General features: G+C 44.1%; 16 protein-coding genes. 9 read left to right on the forward strand and 7 right to left on the reverse strand.

Features of this window, described 5'->3' with window-relative positions:
• Positions 1-5 precede the first annotated feature (5 nt).
• From R7Q41_RS04835 to pheT, 4 genes are all read left to right on the forward strand, one after another.
• A complete protein-coding gene (locus tag R7Q41_RS04835) occupies positions 6-797 on the forward strand; it encodes an outer membrane lipoprotein-sorting protein (protein WP_213889993.1) in 792 nt (263 codons plus the stop codon).
• Between the two features lie 10 nt (positions 798-807).
• Entirely contained in the window at positions 808-1,983 is a 1,176-nt protein-coding gene (locus R7Q41_RS04840) for a hypothetical protein (protein WP_213889992.1), read from the forward strand.
• A 190-nt stretch (positions 1,984-2,173) separates the two neighbouring features.
• Positions 2,174-3,157 carry a phenylalanine--tRNA ligase subunit alpha gene (gene pheS, locus R7Q41_RS04845; RefSeq protein ID WP_065645301.1) on the forward strand — a complete coding sequence of 328 codons (984 nt, stop codon included), beginning with the start codon at positions 2,174-2,176 and terminating at the stop codon, positions 3,155-3,157.
• A gap of 18 nt (positions 3,158-3,175) precedes the next feature.
• Entirely contained in the window at positions 3,176-5,581 is a 2,406-nt protein-coding gene (gene pheT / locus R7Q41_RS04850; protein ID WP_005385469.1) for a phenylalanine--tRNA ligase subunit beta, read from the forward strand.
• Positions 5,582-5,794: 213 nt separating this feature from the next.
• Here the strand turns inward: pheT and R7Q41_RS04855 are convergent, their stop codons facing one another.
• Entirely contained in the window at positions 5,795-6,676 is an 882-nt protein-coding gene (locus R7Q41_RS04855) for an AEC family transporter (RefSeq protein ID WP_005377901.1), read from the reverse strand.
• A 534-nt stretch (positions 6,677-7,210) separates the two neighbouring features.
• On the opposite strand from R7Q41_RS04855, the gene ihfA reads away from it, so the two are divergent.
• Entirely contained in the window at positions 7,211-7,507 is a 297-nt protein-coding gene (ihfA, locus tag R7Q41_RS04860) for an integration host factor subunit alpha (RefSeq protein ID WP_005377899.1), read from the forward strand.
• A 121-nt stretch (positions 7,508-7,628) separates the two neighbouring features.
• On the opposite strand, the gene R7Q41_RS04865 is transcribed toward ihfA, so the two are convergent.
• Positions 7,629-8,408, reverse strand: coding sequence for a phosphoribosylglycinamide formyltransferase (locus R7Q41_RS04865; protein WP_025766820.1), 780 nt, complete (start codon positions 8,406-8,408; stop codon positions 7,629-7,631).
• A 315-nt stretch (positions 8,409-8,723) separates the two neighbouring features.
• Between R7Q41_RS04865 and R7Q41_RS04870 the strand changes: the two genes are divergently transcribed.
• Positions 8,724-9,374, forward strand: a complete 651-nt coding sequence (locus R7Q41_RS04870) for a thiopurine S-methyltransferase (protein WP_154204661.1) — start codon at positions 8,724-8,726, stop codon at positions 9,372-9,374.
• 72 nt (positions 9,375-9,446) lie between these two features.
• On the opposite strand, the gene purT is transcribed toward R7Q41_RS04870, so the two are convergent.
• The 5 genes from purT to sbcB all read right to left on the reverse strand — a co-directional run bounded on the left by purT (position 9,447) and on the right by sbcB (position 14,614).
• Positions 9,447-10,622 carry a formate-dependent phosphoribosylglycinamide formyltransferase gene (gene purT / locus R7Q41_RS04875; protein WP_258624891.1) on the reverse strand — a complete coding sequence of 392 codons (1,176 nt, stop codon included), beginning with the start codon at positions 10,620-10,622 and terminating at the stop codon, positions 9,447-9,449.
• Between the two features lie 143 nt (positions 10,623-10,765).
• Positions 10,766-11,653 carry a cytidine deaminase gene (gene cdd / locus R7Q41_RS04880; RefSeq protein WP_206959126.1) on the reverse strand — a complete coding sequence of 296 codons (888 nt, stop codon included), beginning with the start codon at positions 11,651-11,653 and terminating at the stop codon, positions 10,766-10,768.
• A gap of 430 nt (positions 11,654-12,083) precedes the next feature.
• On the reverse strand, positions 12,084-12,761 hold the full coding sequence (locus R7Q41_RS04885; RefSeq protein WP_005385454.1) for an LrgB family protein: 678 nt from the start codon (positions 12,759-12,761) through the stop codon (positions 12,084-12,086).
• 1 nt (position 12,762) lies between these two features.
• A complete protein-coding gene (locus tag R7Q41_RS04890; protein WP_005377887.1) occupies positions 12,763-13,137 on the reverse strand; it encodes a CidA/LrgA family protein in 375 nt (124 codons plus the stop codon).
• A gap of 55 nt (positions 13,138-13,192) precedes the next feature.
• Positions 13,193-14,614 carry an exodeoxyribonuclease I gene (gene sbcB, locus R7Q41_RS04895; protein ID WP_064368108.1) on the reverse strand — a complete coding sequence of 474 codons (1,422 nt, stop codon included), beginning with the start codon at positions 14,612-14,614 and terminating at the stop codon, positions 13,193-13,195.
• A gap of 180 nt (positions 14,615-14,794) precedes the next feature.
• Here sbcB and R7Q41_RS04900 point away from each other — a divergent pair, with 180 nt between their 5' ends.
• The 3 genes from R7Q41_RS04900 to R7Q41_RS04910 all read left to right on the forward strand — a co-directional run bounded on the left by R7Q41_RS04900 (position 14,795) and on the right by R7Q41_RS04910 (position 16,964).
• Positions 14,795-15,991 (forward strand): site-specific integrase, encoded by a 1,197-nt coding sequence (locus R7Q41_RS04900; RefSeq protein ID WP_318112981.1) that lies wholly within the window; start codon positions 14,795-14,797, stop codon positions 15,989-15,991.
• Positions 15,992-16,131: 140 nt separating this feature from the next.
• A complete protein-coding gene (locus R7Q41_RS04905) occupies positions 16,132-16,737 on the forward strand; it encodes a hypothetical protein (RefSeq protein ID WP_318112980.1) in 606 nt (201 codons plus the stop codon).
• Between the two features lie 17 nt (positions 16,738-16,754).
• A complete protein-coding gene (locus R7Q41_RS04910; protein WP_334545666.1) occupies positions 16,755-16,964 on the forward strand; it encodes a hypothetical protein in 210 nt (69 codons plus the stop codon).
• Positions 16,965-16,990: the final 26 nt, after the last annotated feature.

Consider the following 16,990-nt stretch of genomic DNA (forward strand, 5'->3'; position numbering starts at 1 on the left):
TGAACATGAATTTACTAAAAAATGCCTTAAAAGTATCTGCACTTTCTGTCTCGCTTTTTATGAGTCATGCGGTGTTAGCGGATCAAGCGAAAGGATTAGAGATTGCTCAAGAGCGCAAAGCCCGTGATGAAGGGTGGGGGGATTCTGTTGCTACGATGCAAATGATTCTGCGAAACGCGCAAGGAGAAAGCAGCACACGTTTAATGCGCTTACAATCACTTGAAGTTGATGGCGATGGTGACAAAGGGCTCACGATATTTGATGAACCGAGAGATGTAAAAGGCACGGCGTTTCTCAACCATTCTCATACGGTGGGTGCCGATGACCAATGGCTTTACCTTCCTGCACTGAAACGTGTGAAACGTATTTCCTCGCGTAACAAATCAGGTCCTTTTATGGGCAGTGAATTCGCGTATGAGGATCTCAGTTCCTTTGAGATTGAAAAATACCGTTTCAACTACCTAAAAGATGACAGCATAAACGGGCAAGATGTTTTCGTCGTAGAGCAAATTCCGACCGATAAGAACTCAGGTTATACCAAGCAAACGGTGTGGTTAGATAAAGCGCATTATCGTCCACTTAAAGTTGAGTTTTACGACCGCAAAGGCTCTTTGTTAAAAACGCTTTCTTTTTCCGATTACAAGCAATATCTCAACCAATATTGGCGAGCGCACACTATGGCGATGACAAACCATCAAACAGGAAAAAGTACTGAGCTAACGACTAGCGAAATGCGTTTTAACACTGGATTACAAGACAATGACTTTCATAAGAATGTGTTGAAGCGAGTGAGGTAGTGGAGGAAAAATGAAGCGATTAAATGTTGGGTTGTTGCTTAGTGCAGCAGCCTTTTTTTACTCGATGCCTCTGACTGCCGTCGAGCTCGCAGGACAAGTCAATATTGAGCATCGTCAGTTTTTTAAAACGGGCTCTCAGGGTCAGAGCAAAGCGCAAACGTCATTGGTTTTGCAGCCAGAATTTTACTGGGAGATGCAAAATGGTGATGCAAACTTTACTTTCACACCTTTCTATCGTCTGGATGGTCTAGACGATGAACGAAGTCATGGCGACATACGAGAGGCACTTTATCTGACTTATTGGGATGATTATGAGCTTCGAGTTGGGATTAGTAAGGTCTTTTGGGGAGTGACTGAATCAGCCCATTTAGTTGATGTAGTAAACCAAACAGATGCCATTGAAGCCGTCGATGGTGAAGATAAACTCGGTCAGCCGATGTTACATTTTACCTCTTTCAAAGACTGGGGCACCGTCCACGCAATGTTGTTACCTTACTTTAGGGAACGAACGTTTGCGGGTACAGATGGCCGCTTGCGAACCGAACCCGTTGTCTCTGATGATGCTATCTATGAATCAAGCACAGAAGAGAAGCACGTAGATGTGGCTTTTCGATATTCGAAAATGCTTGGCGATTGGGACGTAGGCCTAAGCTATTTATATGGAACAAACCGGGATCCTTACTTTCGTTTAGAGTACGGAGAATTAAAGCCTTACTACGCTCTGATGAGTCATGTCGGTCTGGATGTGCAAGGAATTGTTGGCGATTGGTTATGGAAACTAGAAAGTGTTTATCGAGATAGCGCTGATAATCATGTCGGTCTTGTGACGGGTTTTGAGTATACCTTCGTCGGTGCATTTGACACGGTTTGGGATGTGGGAGTTATTGGTGAGTACCTCTATGACAGTCGTGGGAACAACGCACAAACTATCGGTCAAAATGATGTGTTTGCAGGTATTCGTTGGGCGCTCAATGATGAGGACGGAACGGAAGTATTGACGGGAATTACGAAGGATTTAGATAACGCTGATGTTTACAATGCTAAGTTAGAAGCATCGAGCCGAATATCGAATCACGTTAAGTGGCAAATTGATGCTTGGTTGTTTAAAAATGAAACACCAAATGATTTGCTCTACTTCGCTAGAGATGACGATTTTATCGAGCTATCTATTCAATACTATTTCTAAAAAAAAAGGCACAACTAAACGGCAGATCAACTAAAGATGACATTTTTGACGTTTTTGTGCTCTTTTTATTCAATAACCTCTTCTTTTCGTAATTCAATTTGGCATTGGTGCCCGGTTTGGCTACTATGTACAGCTATCAAAAAACCAATCACTCCCTTATGGACACTACCAACAGGTAGATGAGGAAACGATGCAACATCTAGAAGAGATCATTGCTAGCGCGAGCACTGCAATTGAAGCTGCCGAATCGCTAGTCGCACTTGATGAAGTGCGTGTTCAGTATCTGGGTAAAAAAGGTGAGCTAACTGCTCAACTTCAAAGCCTAGGCAAACTACCACCAGAAGAACGCCGTGAAGCTGGTCAAGAGATCAACAAAGCGAAAGGCGTCGTTCAGCAAGCTATCGCAGCTCGTAAAGATGCACTACAACGTGCAGAGCTAGAAGCGAAGCTAGCAGCAGAAACGATCGACGTGACACTACCAGGTCGTCGTATCGAGAACGGTGGTCTACACCCAGTTACTCGTACTGTAGAGCGTATTGAGAAGTTCTTTGGCGAACTTGGCTTTAACACAGAGTCTGGTCCAGAAATCGAAGATGCATTCCACAACTTTGATGCACTAAACATCGCAGCTGATCACCCAGCGCGTACTGACCACGATACTTTCTTCTTCAACCCAGATTTGATGCTTCGTACTCACACGTCAGGCGTACAGATCCGTACGATGGAAAATGGTAAACCACCATTCCGTTTCATCGCACCAGGCCGTGTATACCGTAACGACTACGACCAAACGCACACGCCAATGTTCCACCAAGTGGAAGGCATGCTGGTTGATGAGAACGTAAACTTTGCTCAGCTGAAAGGCATCCTGCACGATTTCCTATGTAACTTCTTCGAAGAAGAAGTAGAAGTACGTTTCCGTCCATCTTACTTCCCATTCACTGAGCCTTCAGCTGAAGTAGACGTGAAAGGCAAAAACGGTAAATGGTTAGAAGTGCTAGGCTGCGGTATGGTTCACCCGAACGTGCTACGTAGCGTAGGTATCGATCCTGAAAAATACTCTGGTTTCGCATTCGGTATGGGTGTTGAGCGTCTAACAATGCTTCGTTACGGCGTGAACGACCTACGTGCGTTCTTCGAGAACGATCTTCGTTTCCTAAAACAGTTCAAGTAATCCAGAGGGTTCATCAACATGAAATTCAGCGAATCATGGCTTCGTGAGTGGGTAAACCCTGCGGTTACTACTGACGAGCTAACTCACCAAATTACAATGGCCGGTCTAGAGGTAGACGACGTTCTACCTGTTGCAGGGTCTTTTACTGGCGTTAAAGTCGGTCACGTTGTTGAATGTGGTCAACACCCAGATGCAGACAAACTGCGCGTAACTAAAGTTGACGTGGGTGAAGAAGAGCTTCTAGACATTGTTTGTGGCGCACCTAACTGTCGCCAAGGTCTGAAAGTAGCAGTAGCAACAGTTGGTGCTGTTCTTCCAGGTGATTTCAAAATCAAAAAAGCGAAACTACGTGGCCAGCCATCTCACGGCATGCTTTGTTCATTCACTGAACTAGGTATCGACGTTGAGTCAGACGGTATCATGGAACTAGCAGAAGACGCAGTAGTCGGTACTGATTTCCGTGAATTCCTAGGTCTAGACGACGTAACAGTAGACGTAGACTTAACAGCAAACCGCGCTGACTGTTTCAGCATTCGTGGTCTAGCTCGTGAAGTTGGCGTACTAAACCGTGCTGACGTGACTGAGCCATCAGTAGAAGCAGTTGCCCCTTCAATCGACGATAAAGTGTCTATCGAAGTGAAAGCGCCAGCTGCGTGTCCTCGTTACCTAGGTCGTGTTATTAAGAACGTAAACGTTCAAGCTGAAACGCCACTATGGATGCAAGAGAAACTGCGTCGTTGTGGTATTCGCTCTATCGACCCTGTAGTAGACATCACTAACTACGTTCTTCTAGAGCAAGGCCAACCAATGCACGCATTCGATCTAGCGAAGATCGAAGGTGGCATCGTAGTTCGTATGGCTGAGCAAGGTGAGAAGCTAACGCTTCTTGACGGCAACGAAGCAGAACTAAACGCAGATACACTAGTAGTTGCTGACCACAACAAAGCACTTGCAATCGCAGGTATCTTTGGTGGTGAAGAGTCTGGTGTAACAACTGAGACTAAAGACGTTCTACTAGAGTGTGCATTCTTTGCACCTGACCACATCCGTGGCCGCGCACGTAGCTACGGTCTTCACACTGATTCTTCAATGCGTTTCGAGCGTGGTGTGGATTACGCACTACAAGTGAGCGCAATGGAGCGTGCAACTCAGCTTCTTGTTGAGATCTGTGGCGGTGAAGTAGCACCTGTTGTTGCAGTAGAGTCTGAAGCAGACCTACCTAAGCCAAACAAAGTTGCTCTACGTCGTACTAAGCTAGACAACCTGCTAGGTCACCACATTGCAGATAGCGACGTAGTAGAAATCCTAGAGCGTCTAGGTTTGACTGTTGAAGCTTCAGAAGAAGGTTGGATGGCAGTAGCGCCAACATGGCGTTTCGATATCGCTATCGAGCAAGACCTAATTGAAGAAGTTGGCCGTATCTACGGTTATGACAACATTCCTAACCAACACCCAGCAGCAGCACTTAAGATGCACAACCACGTTGAAGCGGATCTTCCACTGAAACGCGTTCGTGATCTTCTTGTTGACCGTGGTTACCACGAAGCAATTACATACAGCTTCGTTGAGCCTGAGCAACAAAAGCTAGTTGTACCTGGTGTTGAGCCTCTAGTGCTTCCAAACCCAATTTCTGCAGACATGTCAGCAATGCGTCTTGGTCTTATCCAAGGTCTGCTGAACACGGTTGTTCACAACCAGAAGCGTCAACAGCCACGCGTTCGTCTATTCGAATACGGCCTACGTTTCATCCCATGTGAAACTGCAGAAAACGGCATGCGCCAAGAGCCTATGCTTGCAGGTGTTATTGCTGGTACTCGCGGTGAAGAACATTGGGATATCGAAACTAACACGGTTGATTTCTTCGACCTTAAGGGCGATCTAGAAGCGATTCTAGAGCTATCTGCGAACGAAAAAGCGTACTCTTTCGCTGCACTGTCACCTGAAAGCAAAAAAGCTAACCCAGCACTTCACCCAGGTCAATCTGCGGCAATTATCGTAGATGGCAAAGAAGTGGGTGTGATCGGTACCGTTCACCCTGAGCTTGAGCGTAAGTTCGGTCTAAATGGTCGTACTATCGTATTCGAAATCGAATGGTCTGCAATTAACAGCAAAGTGATCCCAGAAGCGGTAGCACTTTCTAAATTCCCTTCAAACCGTCGTGATATCGCGGTAGTAGTGGATGAAGCTGTTGCATCTGGTGACATCGTTAACGCTTGTCTAGAGCAAGGTGGCGAGTTCCTTAAAGATGCGAAACTGTTCGACGTTTACGTAGGTAAAGGCGTTGAAGATGGTAAGAAGAGCCTAGCAATCGCTCTGACTCTACAGTCACTTGAGCGTACGCTTGAAGATGCAGATATCGCGGGTGCGGTTGACGCTATCGTTGCTCACGTTTCTGAGAAGTTTGGTGCGTCTCTACGTGACTAATCTCGCGTAACGCATCTTCTTAAGAAATGAAAACCCTGCCAGCTCGGCAGGGTTTTTTATTTTTAGGATTACCTTATCGTTGTTCAAGTTCCTTACTGCTCGCACCACCCCTCATTACTTTAAAATACTAGACCAAACTAGGGATGGCCCTTACCCGAGATTAGGAACGTATTGTTTTTCAGCTAATACACGCTAACGATAGCTTGTTGGCGGTTAGGCAGCGAGTGAGAGGGTATAGCTAAGCAGAAGAGGTAGCGTAAGAATGCTGAAAAAGTTGCCAAATAGTACCATTGACGCCACTTTCATGGGTTCTATATTCAGCCTTTCCGCAAATAGGTAATTCATGACGGCTGGCGGCAGCATTGTGAAGAGCACCATCATTTGCAATTGCATCGTTGGAAGGGGAATTAACCAATAAATAAGTGCAAAAGCGACAGCACCAGTTGCCAGTGACTGCACGGTACACAACACACCAATCTTTAAACCGTCCAACCTTAAATGACACATTTGTGCCCCCAGAGATAAAAGCATCACGGGTACGGCCGCTTGCCCAAGTAGAGCCGTGGCTTCGTATAAAGGCGCCCATGCACCCACATTTGACACGTTGAGAAACAGAGCCAACGACGCTGCTAAAAAGATTGGCATCTTGACTATTTGCTTAAAAGGGTTGCCATGACTAAGCAGCATTACGCCTAAGCTGATATGCAAGCATGCTGACACGACAAATAAAAGCACTGCTGACGACAGCGCAATTTCTCCAAACGTATAGGTAAACAAAGGAATAGCTAGATTTCCGCTATTGCGAAACATATGTGGTGGCGCCCAGGTTTTAAACGAGAGTGACGTCCATCGACATACCGGGATCATGAGTAGTGCGGGAATTAAAACCGCGACAATTGCCGCCAAAAGAAGCGGCCCCTGATTTGAATCGAGCGGCATGCTAACGAGTGACGAAAATACCAGTGCTGGCGTAAATACCTCAATATTAATGCGGTTTATTGGGCGAAAGTCAGGCTTGATGTAACGACCGACCAAATAGCCAACTCCGACAAGAGCAAAAACAGGGAAAAGAATATTTATGATTTGATTAATCATGGTCGCCTAGAAGCAGTGTAAGAAGCTAATGAGGAAATACACGAACTTCCACATTATCAATCTTTATATATGGCGTCATCGTTGAACAGCGAGAAGCGTGGGTTTAATCAAGCTTTCTAAGCACAGTTGCAAAGTACAGGTGGTCATACCTTTTAATCTAATTGTTACGTATCGAGTTACATACAAATCACTGAATTTACGACAAGTTCTATGTCAAGTGTCTGTTAAATAACCAATATCTGATATTTTTATTAAATAGTGTTTAATGTTGATATTTAAACTACTTTTAGTTTTATAATCTGGATGTTTTTCCTGATAAAGATGAAACAAAAACAAAAATATCAAATTTCTGGTGTTTAACAATAATTTACGTAGTGCTATTCCTTTTGTTCGCCAAGAAAAAAGTTGGCGAAAATCATAAGCTTGTCATACACTTCCTGATGTAACCCCGATATGTTGTTGAATTGGTAGGGTAAAACTGCTCTGGCGCTACACTAACGTAGCATTGTTTAACATAGCTTTGAGGAAAGTTTTATGGCGCTCACAAAAGCCGAACTGGCAGAAAACCTGTTTGATAAATTAGGATTTAGTAAGCGGGACGCCAAGGAAACGGTGGAAGTGTTCTTTGAAGAGATTCGTAAGGCACTGGAAAGTGGCGAACAGGTAAAACTGTCAGGTTTTGGTAACTTTGATCTTCGTGACAAGAATGAACGACCTGGTCGTAACCCGAAAACTGGTGAAGATATTCCAATTACTGCTCGACGTGTAGTGACTTTTCGCCCGGGTCAGAAGTTAAAAGCTCGTGTAGAAAACCTGAAGAAAGTACAGTAAGCCGAATAAATGGATCACGCTAAGGCGTGGTCTTTTTTTGCGTAAAATTCGTGTGCATACAAATGAAAACCACCGCAATGCGGTGGTTTTTCTGTTTATGAGAGACGCTTAATGATATCGGTTACGCCGCTTCTAGATGCGTTGTTAAGTATGGTTGCCATGCTTGTTGGTACAAGTTCTTAGACTGTGTACGCATGTTGCGAATAGAGGCAAGCTCTATTTCGCTTAGCTCACGTTTTTCCAACATCGCTTGACGTTCTAGTTTCTGGATTTTTTCGTATAGGTCGTGTTCGGGACCGCTTTTTACATCTGCGATTGCTTTCAAGTGCAGTTGAACTTCGGCTACTAGGTTTGTTTTTGGTAAACGAACGAGCAAGTTCAAGTCTCTATATCCTGAAGGGCCAGGTTTTTTGAATCGATTTTTTACTTTCACAATCGTTGTTTCACGCTCTAACGTTTCATAAATGGAGACTAAACTCGCGACGTCTTCAGCTACAATCGTTGCACGTGCTAGGTCAGTAATACGTTCAACTTTCCCATCTAACTCTAAAGCTATCTTTTCTTCTGCTCGTTGTTTGGATTTCACGCCTGCGAAGTATGGCTGAGCGTCATTAAGAAGTGCGGTACTTTTACAGATAGTTTCAAGTTCAAATTGCGCTTGGTGAGCTTTGCTGTAAAGAATGTCGAAGTCAGAATATGGCTGAGTTGGTGTGGTGTCGATTGACTGAATGCCATATAAACCGCTAAGGCTGTGTTTAAAAAGTTTCGAACAAACTTCGTTTTGGCTGGTTGAACGATTTTGTTCGCCACTAGGCGCAGGGGTAATTGGAAGTGCGGCAAATGCCGGTGCACGGCTAAGTACCAAAAGCATCAATGCTGTAGTACGAAGAAATAAGCTCATTCACTCTCCTTAACTTGCTTGTACTTAGAAAATAGGGAACATAAAGGTCGCTAAGTTCGGCAAATCAGGTACTAACTTATAAATGGGGCCATTACGAAAGATTCCAAGGTTTCAGTTTTATCTTGAAGTAGAATCGTGCGTTAGATCACCATTTCTCTTTTCTTTATTCTGATTATCAGATAGAGGCGCGTCTCCTATGAGACCGATTACATCCTATCACCGCAGTATTAACCAAAGATGAACGGCATAGACAAATTGAAAAAAAACGTTAGTCTTACCTCTCAAAATGAAAACAGCCGACAAGTAGAAAGTAAAATGAGAGACCAAGAATTTTGGCATAACAAATGGGCCAGCAATCAGATCGGATTTCACTTGGAAGATGTAAACCCGCTATTACCAGTATATTGGAAACACACTAATCCAAAGCGTGAAGATAAAGTGTTAGTTCCTTTATGTGGAAAGTCAGAAGACTTGATTTGGCTAGCGATGAAGCATGATTCGGTTGAAGGTGTTGAGCTAAGCCATATTGCTGTGCGTGCCTTTTTTGCTGAACATTTTTACACGCCAACGGTAACGCCTCTTAATGGCAAGCACGAGCTTTATCAATTTGATGAGCTCTCTATTTATACTGGGGACTTTTTCACTGCACCACTATCTCAAGCCGATATCATTTATGATCGCGCCGCGTTGGTTGCTTTACCGCAAGATATGCGAGAGGAGTATGTAGAGCGTCTCAAGCAACTGCTGAACCCAGGCGGTCGTATTTTGCTTGTTACACTCAACTATCCTCAAGAAGAGATGGCGGGGCCTCCATTTAGCGTGCCGGTCGAAGAGATTGAGCAGTTATTTTCAGGTTACAAAGTTACTTGTTTGAACGTAGATGAAGCTGACGAGAATCATCCTAAAATTGTGAAAAAAGGCTTAAGTCGCTTCTCTGAAGAAGTGTACTTAATCGAGAGTGAATAGGCTCTCTTCGGTTTGGAACACGAAATAGCGCAGCAATTTGAGCTGCGCTATTTTTGTATGAGTGGTTCGTATTTAATAAATGATATTCACTTTTGAAGCACTTTCAACAGCATCTTGAACGGCTTCTTCGGTGGTTTTTCGTCGCGTAAGGACAATACCTAAACGGCGGCGGCCATCGATTTCTGGCTTACCGAATAGACGAACTTGTGTTTGAGGTTGAGCTAAAGCTTTGCTTAGGTTTTCAAAGCGAATGTTTGTGGAAGTTCCTTGTCCAAGAATAACAGCAGACGCAGATGGGCCATATTGCACAATATTATTAATTGGCATTCCGGTAAACGCGCGCACGTGGAGAGCAAACTCAGACATTTCCTGCGAAATCATTGTAACCATACCCGTATCGTGAGGGCGAGGAGAGACCTCATTGAAAATGACTTTATCGCCTTTGACAAACAGCTCTACACCAAAGATGCCGTAGCCACCGAGCGCGTTTACCACTTTCTCAGCCGTGTATTCAGCTGCTTTTACTGCGTTTTCTGACATAGCTTGCGGTTGCCATGATTCGCGGTAGTCGCCATCTTCCTGACGATGACCAATTGGAGCACAGAAATGCACACCGTCAACGGCTCTGATGGTCAATAAAGTGATTTCGTAATCGAAGTCGATAAAACCTTCCACGATAACGCGACCTGCACCCGTACGTCCGCCTTCCTGAGCGTAATCCCATGCTTTTGTAACGTCGTCTTCGGTCTTGATAACACTTTGCCCTTTACCGGAAGAGCTCATCACTGGCTTCACCACGCACGGAATACCCACATGTTCAACCGCGGCTTTGAAGTCTTCAAAGTTATCTGCAAAACGATAAGGTGAAGTCGTCAATTCCAGTTCTTCTGCTGCCAAACGTCGGATACCTTCACGATTCATTGTTAGCCTGGTTGCCTTAGCGGTTGGAACAACATTCAGTCCTTTTTCTTCAAGCTCTACCAGTTTGCCGGTTGCGATGGCTTCAATTTCTGGTACGACGTAAGTAGGTTGTTCCTTCGTAATAACTTCTTCTAAGGCGTTCCCATCTAACATGTCGATAACATAACTACGGTGAGCGACTTGCATCGCTGGAGCATTGGCATAGCGATCACAAGCAATCACTTCTAAACCAAGTCTCTGGCATTCAATGGCGACTTCTTTACCGAGTTCGCCAGAGCCTAAAAGTAATACACGGGTAGCATTTGCGCTAGTTGCAGTGCCAAACATAGTGTTCCCTTACAAAATAGAGTGATGAGACAGAAATTGCAGGAGATCATACTGAAGTTTTATGACAAAGCAAACGTTTGCTTTTGGTTTTTAGGTAATAAAAAAGCTCTACATGTTGTAGAGCTTTTTGTTGAATTTGTCGTTTATACGTTGACAAAACTAAGCGGAATATCTGGATTCAACGCTTCCAACGTTGATTGCGTATCGGCTAAATGACTGATCTTACCTTCTGAGTTCTCTACCAATGCAGCGGCTTTGATGCTGTCAAAGGTTTCACCCGCAAGTAAAACTTGGATTAGCGCAACTTGTAGCGGTGGCAAGCTAGGATTAAACGCTGCATTTTCTGCATAAGCGCCTTGGAATACACGACCGCTAGTCATCTCTAATGCTAAACCACTCAAGTTGTTGGTGTATGGAGAGTGGCTCATGTTCATCGCTTCAACTGCAGTTTGGATGAGTGCGTCTTCATCATCACATGAGAATTGGTGTTTAACTTCTGCCATTAAGCCGGACTCGATACCGAGATCATTTGGTCCAAAGGCTTCAGGCAGGTATTCATGAAGTGACTTTTCTTCGCGTTCTGGGAGCTGGATTTTAAGCTCGTTTGCGGTAGATAACTCATTCATGAACTGGCGGCAGTGACCACATGGGCTGAAGTTGATAGTGATATCCTTAACACCACGTTCGCCTTTCATCCAAGCATGGCTAATCGCAGACTGCTCTGCGTGAACCGTTTGACCCAACTGTACACCAAAGAATTCCATGTTGGCACCGAAGTAAAGGCGACCTGAAAGGCCACGAACGATAGCGCCGACATAAAAGTCAGAAAGGGGAGCATAGGAGTACGCTGCGGCAAAAGGAAGTAGCGCAACACGAAGCTCTTTGTCTGATAGACCGGTAGCTGAAAGCAACTGCTCAAATTGTTGAACTGAAAGCGTAGCATCAAAATCATCAGCTTGGATGATAGGAGCAAGTTGTTTGGAAAGTGCTTCTGGAGCGCCTGCTAGCGCCTGTTCAATGCGACTTTTCATGTTGAATCCTTGTTATTGCATGGACAGTTATTCTATGTGAAAGATAGAAATGTTCCGTGCGTTAGATCACGATAAATAATGCAATTGATAATTCTGTTACATAATTAGAGTGAGCTCACACATGTATTCGATTGCACAGGTGTGAAGCGTTATCTCCGTCTCACAATTAACCATATCAGTATATATTCATATGACCAAGGAGCAGGAGTATGTTACCAACGCGACTTTTACCGCTATGCTACTTTATACTTACGTAATCTAGAGCGAGTGGTAGCAGCTAGAATGCTAATGCTATGAATGTATATCTCGATCAAGTCCCTTCACGATATTACGGGGTGAGGTTGCTAGATAAGATAGGAATTTGAAAGGGGTAAGGAAGAAGCGGAAAGGCTACGGCCTGCCGGAAGGAGGGCAGACCGAGAGCGCTTAACTATTGATATAGCCAGACCGCCAAAGCAAAAAAACTTGGAGCCAAAATAGAAGTTATAATCCCACATAAAACCAATGCGAGTGATGAGAACGCGGCATCTATGGGCTGTTTCTCTGCACAAGTAGCGGTGCCTAAGGCATGAGAGACTGTACCCATTGTCAGACCACGTGCAATCGGGTGTTTAATTCCAATCAAATTGTAAATTGGGTATGCCAAAATTGCGCCCAATAAACCGACAATCAGAACCAAGATCGCTGCAACGGCGGCTTCACCACCGAGGTGACTCGATATTTCCATCGCTATTGGTGTCGTGACGGATTTACCCACTAGACTCGCGATTAAACTGATATCCGCTTTGAAAGCGACTGCGATCAAGGTGGTTGTCATCATCGACATCACACTGCCTACTGTGCAAGCGAAAGTGATGATTCGCCAGTTTGCTTTAATTTGTGGTAGTTGTTCATATAGTGGATAAGCCAGAGCAACTACAGCAGGTTGAAGCAAAAAGCTAATTCCTTCGTTATCCGCATAATACGTTTCAAATGGCACATTTAAGTAAGTAAGCAAAGGAATGAGCACTGCGATACTGATCAGCAAAGGGTTTGCTAGAGGATTGTTCACTTTGATTGCGATTTGGCGAGCGATAAGAAAAACCGCAATGGTAACAACTAACCACATATCAGTGTTTCTCCTGTAGCAAGTAATCCAGCAGCCAAGCGAGGCTGACCAATACAATGAGTGAACCGCCAACCGCGCTAGCGATGATAGGGAGCGCATTGGCGAGTAGTAAATCGAAATGCTGCATTAATCCGACGCTGATAGGAACGAACAATAAGATCATATAGCGTATAAATAGCGTGGCGCCCGGTTTGACCCAGTCGACTTTTACAAGCCCAAGAGTCATGGAGAAAAACAGTACGAGCATACCGATGACACTTCCTGGAACGGAAACGCCAGTGAACTTTTGAATGGTAATTCCGATGCCAAGTGCTCCCATGATGAGGAAGATTGAAATGAGCAGTTGGATCAGTTGTAAGAATCGTTCTTTAATCATTTTGACAGTATATAAACAACAAGCACACCATAAGGTGCGCTTGTATTAGGAGGAGTTAGGAAGCTAAGCTCTCTACATAACGGTACACGGATTTTAATATCGCAATCTTCTTTTCGTCACTTTCATGTTCGTGAACTAAGTTTTCTAAATTCAGCATGTACTCTTCAATTTGGCTTTCAAACACTTCTCGACAGTGTAGTGCCCAGCGTCTTTGTTCTTGCTCGTCTAATGTGCCTGGGAAGTTACGCGCACGATAGCGGAACAATAGAGGTTTAATGCGCTTGTCATCAAATTCAATGTCTAATGCAGCAAGATTATTCGGATCGGTTTCGCGAATGATATCCATAGCTGCGCGATCGGCTGGAGAAAAGAACCCGTCGTAAAGTTGTGTATCGACGTCATCACTTTTATCGAATTTGCGCTCGACTGAAAAGAGGCTAATCAGCTTTTCTCTAATTTCAGGATGTTGGCGCAACAAAGCGAGATTGGCGAGACATTGTTGGCGATCAATGCCAATAGACTCTGCATTTTCAGCCGTTAACGTTTTTGCAGGGGCGAGAATAGGGCATTTGTTCAAATGAACTAGTTTAACTGGCACTGGTAGCAATTCACCAAGATCTTCGCGCTTCGTGTAGAGTCTTTCGTGCAGCTCTTCTGCGGATAGCTCAAGAATAGGTTGAGGGTCTTTCGCTAAATCGATGGTGATAACGGCGTTATTATTGGTTGGATGCCAAGCAACAGGCACAATCCAGCTAGTGTACTGGCATTCGCGCCCTAGCATGCCTGAAACGTGCATCAACGGTGTCATGTTGACGATGTCGACTAAATCATTGAGCTTGCGCTTTTGGCGCATAGAAAAAAAGTAATCAAACAATTTTGGTTGCGCTGCTTTTACTTTCTTTGCCATTTCGATAGTCGCAACCACATCTGCCATGGCATCGTGCGCGTTACTATGTTCTATGCCGTTAGCCACAGACAAGTGTTCTAATTTAAAGCTAGTGAAGCCATCTTCGTTTTCTGGCCATTCTACGCCTTCTGGGCGAAGGGCATGGCACGCGCGTAGTACATCGAGTAAATCCCAACGTGAGTTACCGTTTTGCCAACTCCATGCGTATGGATCGATAAAGTTGCGATAACAAGTATAACGGGTCACTTCGTCATCAAAGCGAATGCTGTTGTAGCCTAAACTGGTAGTATTGGGTTTCGCGAGTTCAGCGTGAATCTTAGCGATAAACTCTGGCTCAGAAAGGCCTTCTTGAACCGTTTTTTGCGGAGTAATACCAGTAATAAGTGCAGCTTCAGGAGACGGAAGATAATCAGCAGGTGGCTGGCAGTACATGACTAAAGGCTCGCCGATGATATTAAAGTTTTCATCTGTACGAACACCAGCGAACTGGCTTGGGCGATCTTTCGCGGGGTTGGTTCCCCATGTCTCATAATCAAAGAAGAAGAATGTAGGCTGTTCGGTATTATTCATGGATGTCTTTTTCTGTTCGTTGTTCTTCAAAACTAGCCTTGTATATCAGTCGATTAGCAGTGTTCTATGTGCTATCTTTTCGTTAGGTTTTAATTGTTTTTACGCGTTTTACATTTGCACTTGCGTCTAAATATGTGTCCAAAATTTGTAAGTGCTGCGTCCTAATTTAAGGTAGACAACTTGAGCATTACAGACAAGCAGCTAAAAGCTATTGCAAAACTAAGCGAATATAGCGGCCCGGCAGAACTGAATGACGGCGAAGGACTAATAGCGAAGATATCACCCAAAGCAAACATCACGTTCCAATACCGTTGCAGGTTTAATGGTAAAAACAAACGCATTCGTATAGGCAAGTATCCGATAACCACCCTCAAGAATGCAAGGCAAATCCATAAAAGGATGCTTGAACTTAAAGAAGAGGGAAGAAACCCAGAGATAGCCCTTACTGGTGAAACGGATTTTGTTACCCTGAAGGACTGTCTCGACTACTGGTTTGAGCACAAAGTCTCGACTCAGAAAGAGGGGACGCAGGTGCTTTACCGCTCGGTGGCAAATAACTACTTTTACAATGCCTTTCCTGATGTCGATGTAGAAAAGATCACCGCGCGTGAATGGATGCGTTGGTTTGATGACATTGCCAAGAAGAATCCGAAGACGGCTAACTCTGCATTCTCTAAAATGCGCGCTTGTCTTAACTTCTGTAAATCCAAGTTCCTTATTGATGGTACGCACTTTGAAAAAATCAGACAGCAAGATGTTGGTGAGTCACCAAGTGCCGGTGAGCGAGTTCTATCACTTCCTGAACTTGCCAAAGTTTGGATCGCGATTGAACGTAGCAAAGCAGGTACATCGACCAAGAACTTGCACTTAATAACAATGTTATGGGGTAACCGACTATCAGAGCTTCGCTTGGCCAAGCGCGAACACTTCGATATGGTCAACGACATTTGGACGGTACCACCAGAACTCAGCAAAATGGGTAACACCATTCGCAGACCCATCCCCAAACACATCAAGCCGATGCTAGAAAGGTTAATGAACATCTATGATGAATACCTTTTCCCTGGCGCATCCCTCCATAAGCCCATCTGCATATCCGCAGCAAATCGCTACATAAGAAGGTTACGCGATAACCTGAACCTACCTCATTGGCGAACCCACGATTTTAGACGCAGTATTTCTACGACATGTTCAGAACTTGGCACCATGCCACACGTAACCGAAAAAATGCTCGGGCATGAGCTGGTTGGCGTAATGGCCATTTACAACAAGCATGACTGGCTATCAGACCAAAAAGAAGCATACGAGAAGTTCGCAGAAGCGTTGTTTACGCAAGTGCAAAAAGAGTTGGAATATGAAAAAGTTGCTGTGAGCTAGTGAGTGTTTTGCATAGTAATTAGTCATATAGATCACTAACTCATTGATTGTGCTTTGATGTTACCAAATGAACGCGGCATGATACTGGAATAAAAGTGGCTTCATGCCTATTAATAAACGTTATTTTTTGAGGGTGTTCGATGATTGAAAAGCTCAAATTAGCATGTGAAGCTATGGGTTCTCGTTATGCTAATATTTTGTCTCAATATTACCCAGCTCACGGTAGCACTGGATTTACAGAACGAAATTTAACAAATAATTTAGTAATAGCCTTAGAGCGGGCTTTTGGTGAAGCATGCATATCTTGGTTTGAGGCTCCCATATGTCTTAAAGACGGAAAGCATATAGATGCTGTGGTTTTTTATGAAAACATTACGATATTAATCGAAGCGAAAAGGCTTACATCTGTAAAGCAACAAATGGGTAGTATTGAGCGAGATGTAGAACGAATGTTTTCTACTGACACAATCAAAACTGTAGAAAAAGAACTAAGGTCGAATCAAAATCAACGCCGCCGGTATTCGGTAGTGCTCGCAGATGTTTGGACTGAAAATGATGAAAAAACAAATGTGTATAAATCTTGGCCTAGTCTGCTACCTGCATATTTTCTTGAAAATCTACTATTCTCAACACAGTTGTCTTTCGATGACTTATGCGTTGAAGGAAAGTGGAAAGATAACTATAAAATACTGGTCGCGGTGTCAGAAATAAAAGCACCTCAATATCCGAAGCACACCGCTACATAAGAAGGTTACGTGATAACCTGAACTTACCTCACTGGCGAACCCACGACTTTAGACGCAGTATTTCTACCACTTGTTCAGAATTAAGTACCATGCCGCACGTTACCGAAAAAATGCTTGGGCATGAGCTGGTCGGTGTAATAGCGATTTACAACAAGCATGACTGGCTATCAGATCAAAAAGAAGCGAACGAAAAGTTCGCGGAAGCGTTGTTTGTGCTGGCACAATAAGAGTTGGAATATGAAAAAGCGGTTTC

The sequence above is a fragment of the Vibrio sp. 2096 genome, assembly GCF_033339595.1.
Taxonomy (GTDB): domain Bacteria; phylum Pseudomonadota; class Gammaproteobacteria; order Enterobacterales; family Vibrionaceae; genus Vibrio; species Vibrio alginolyticus.

Bases quoted from the DNA above. Each gene is read 5' to 3' on its own strand.
- R7Q41_RS04835 (WP_213889993.1), top strand. From the start codon at position 6: ATGAATTTACTAAAAAATGCCTTAAAAGTATCTGCACTTTCTGTCTCG.
- R7Q41_RS04840 (WP_213889992.1), top strand. From the start codon at position 808: ATGAAGCGATTAAATGTTGGGTTGTTGCTTAGTGCAGCAGCCTTTTTT.
- pheS (WP_065645301.1), top strand. From the start codon at position 2,174: ATGCAACATCTAGAAGAGATCATTGCTAGCGCGAGCACTGCAATTGAA.
- pheT (WP_005385469.1), top strand. From the start codon at position 3,176: ATGAAATTCAGCGAATCATGGCTTCGTGAGTGGGTAAACCCTGCGGTT.
- R7Q41_RS04855 (WP_005377901.1), bottom strand. From the start codon at position 6,676: ATGATTAATCAAATCATAAATATTCTTTTCCCTGTTTTTGCTCTTGTC.
- ihfA (WP_005377899.1), top strand. From the start codon at position 7,211: ATGGCGCTCACAAAAGCCGAACTGGCAGAAAACCTGTTTGATAAATTA.
- R7Q41_RS04865 (WP_025766820.1), bottom strand. From the start codon at position 8,408: ATGAGCTTATTTCTTCGTACTACAGCATTGATGCTTTTGGTACTTAGC.
- R7Q41_RS04870 (WP_154204661.1), top strand. From the start codon at position 8,724: ATGAGAGACCAAGAATTTTGGCATAACAAATGGGCCAGCAATCAGATC.
- purT (WP_258624891.1), bottom strand. From the start codon at position 10,622: ATGTTTGGCACTGCAACTAGCGCAAATGCTACCCGTGTATTACTTTTA.
- cdd (WP_206959126.1), bottom strand. From the start codon at position 11,653: ATGAAAAGTCGCATTGAACAGGCGCTAGCAGGCGCTCCAGAAGCACTT.
- R7Q41_RS04885 (WP_005385454.1), bottom strand. From the start codon at position 12,761: ATGTGGTTAGTTGTTACCATTGCGGTTTTTCTTATCGCTCGCCAAATC.
- R7Q41_RS04890 (WP_005377887.1), bottom strand. From the start codon at position 13,137: ATGATTAAAGAACGATTCTTACAACTGATCCAACTGCTCATTTCAATC.
- sbcB (WP_064368108.1), bottom strand. From the start codon at position 14,614: ATGAATAATACCGAACAGCCTACATTCTTCTTCTTTGATTATGAGACA.
- R7Q41_RS04905 (WP_318112980.1), top strand. From the start codon at position 16,132: ATGATTGAAAAGCTCAAATTAGCATGTGAAGCTATGGGTTCTCGTTAT.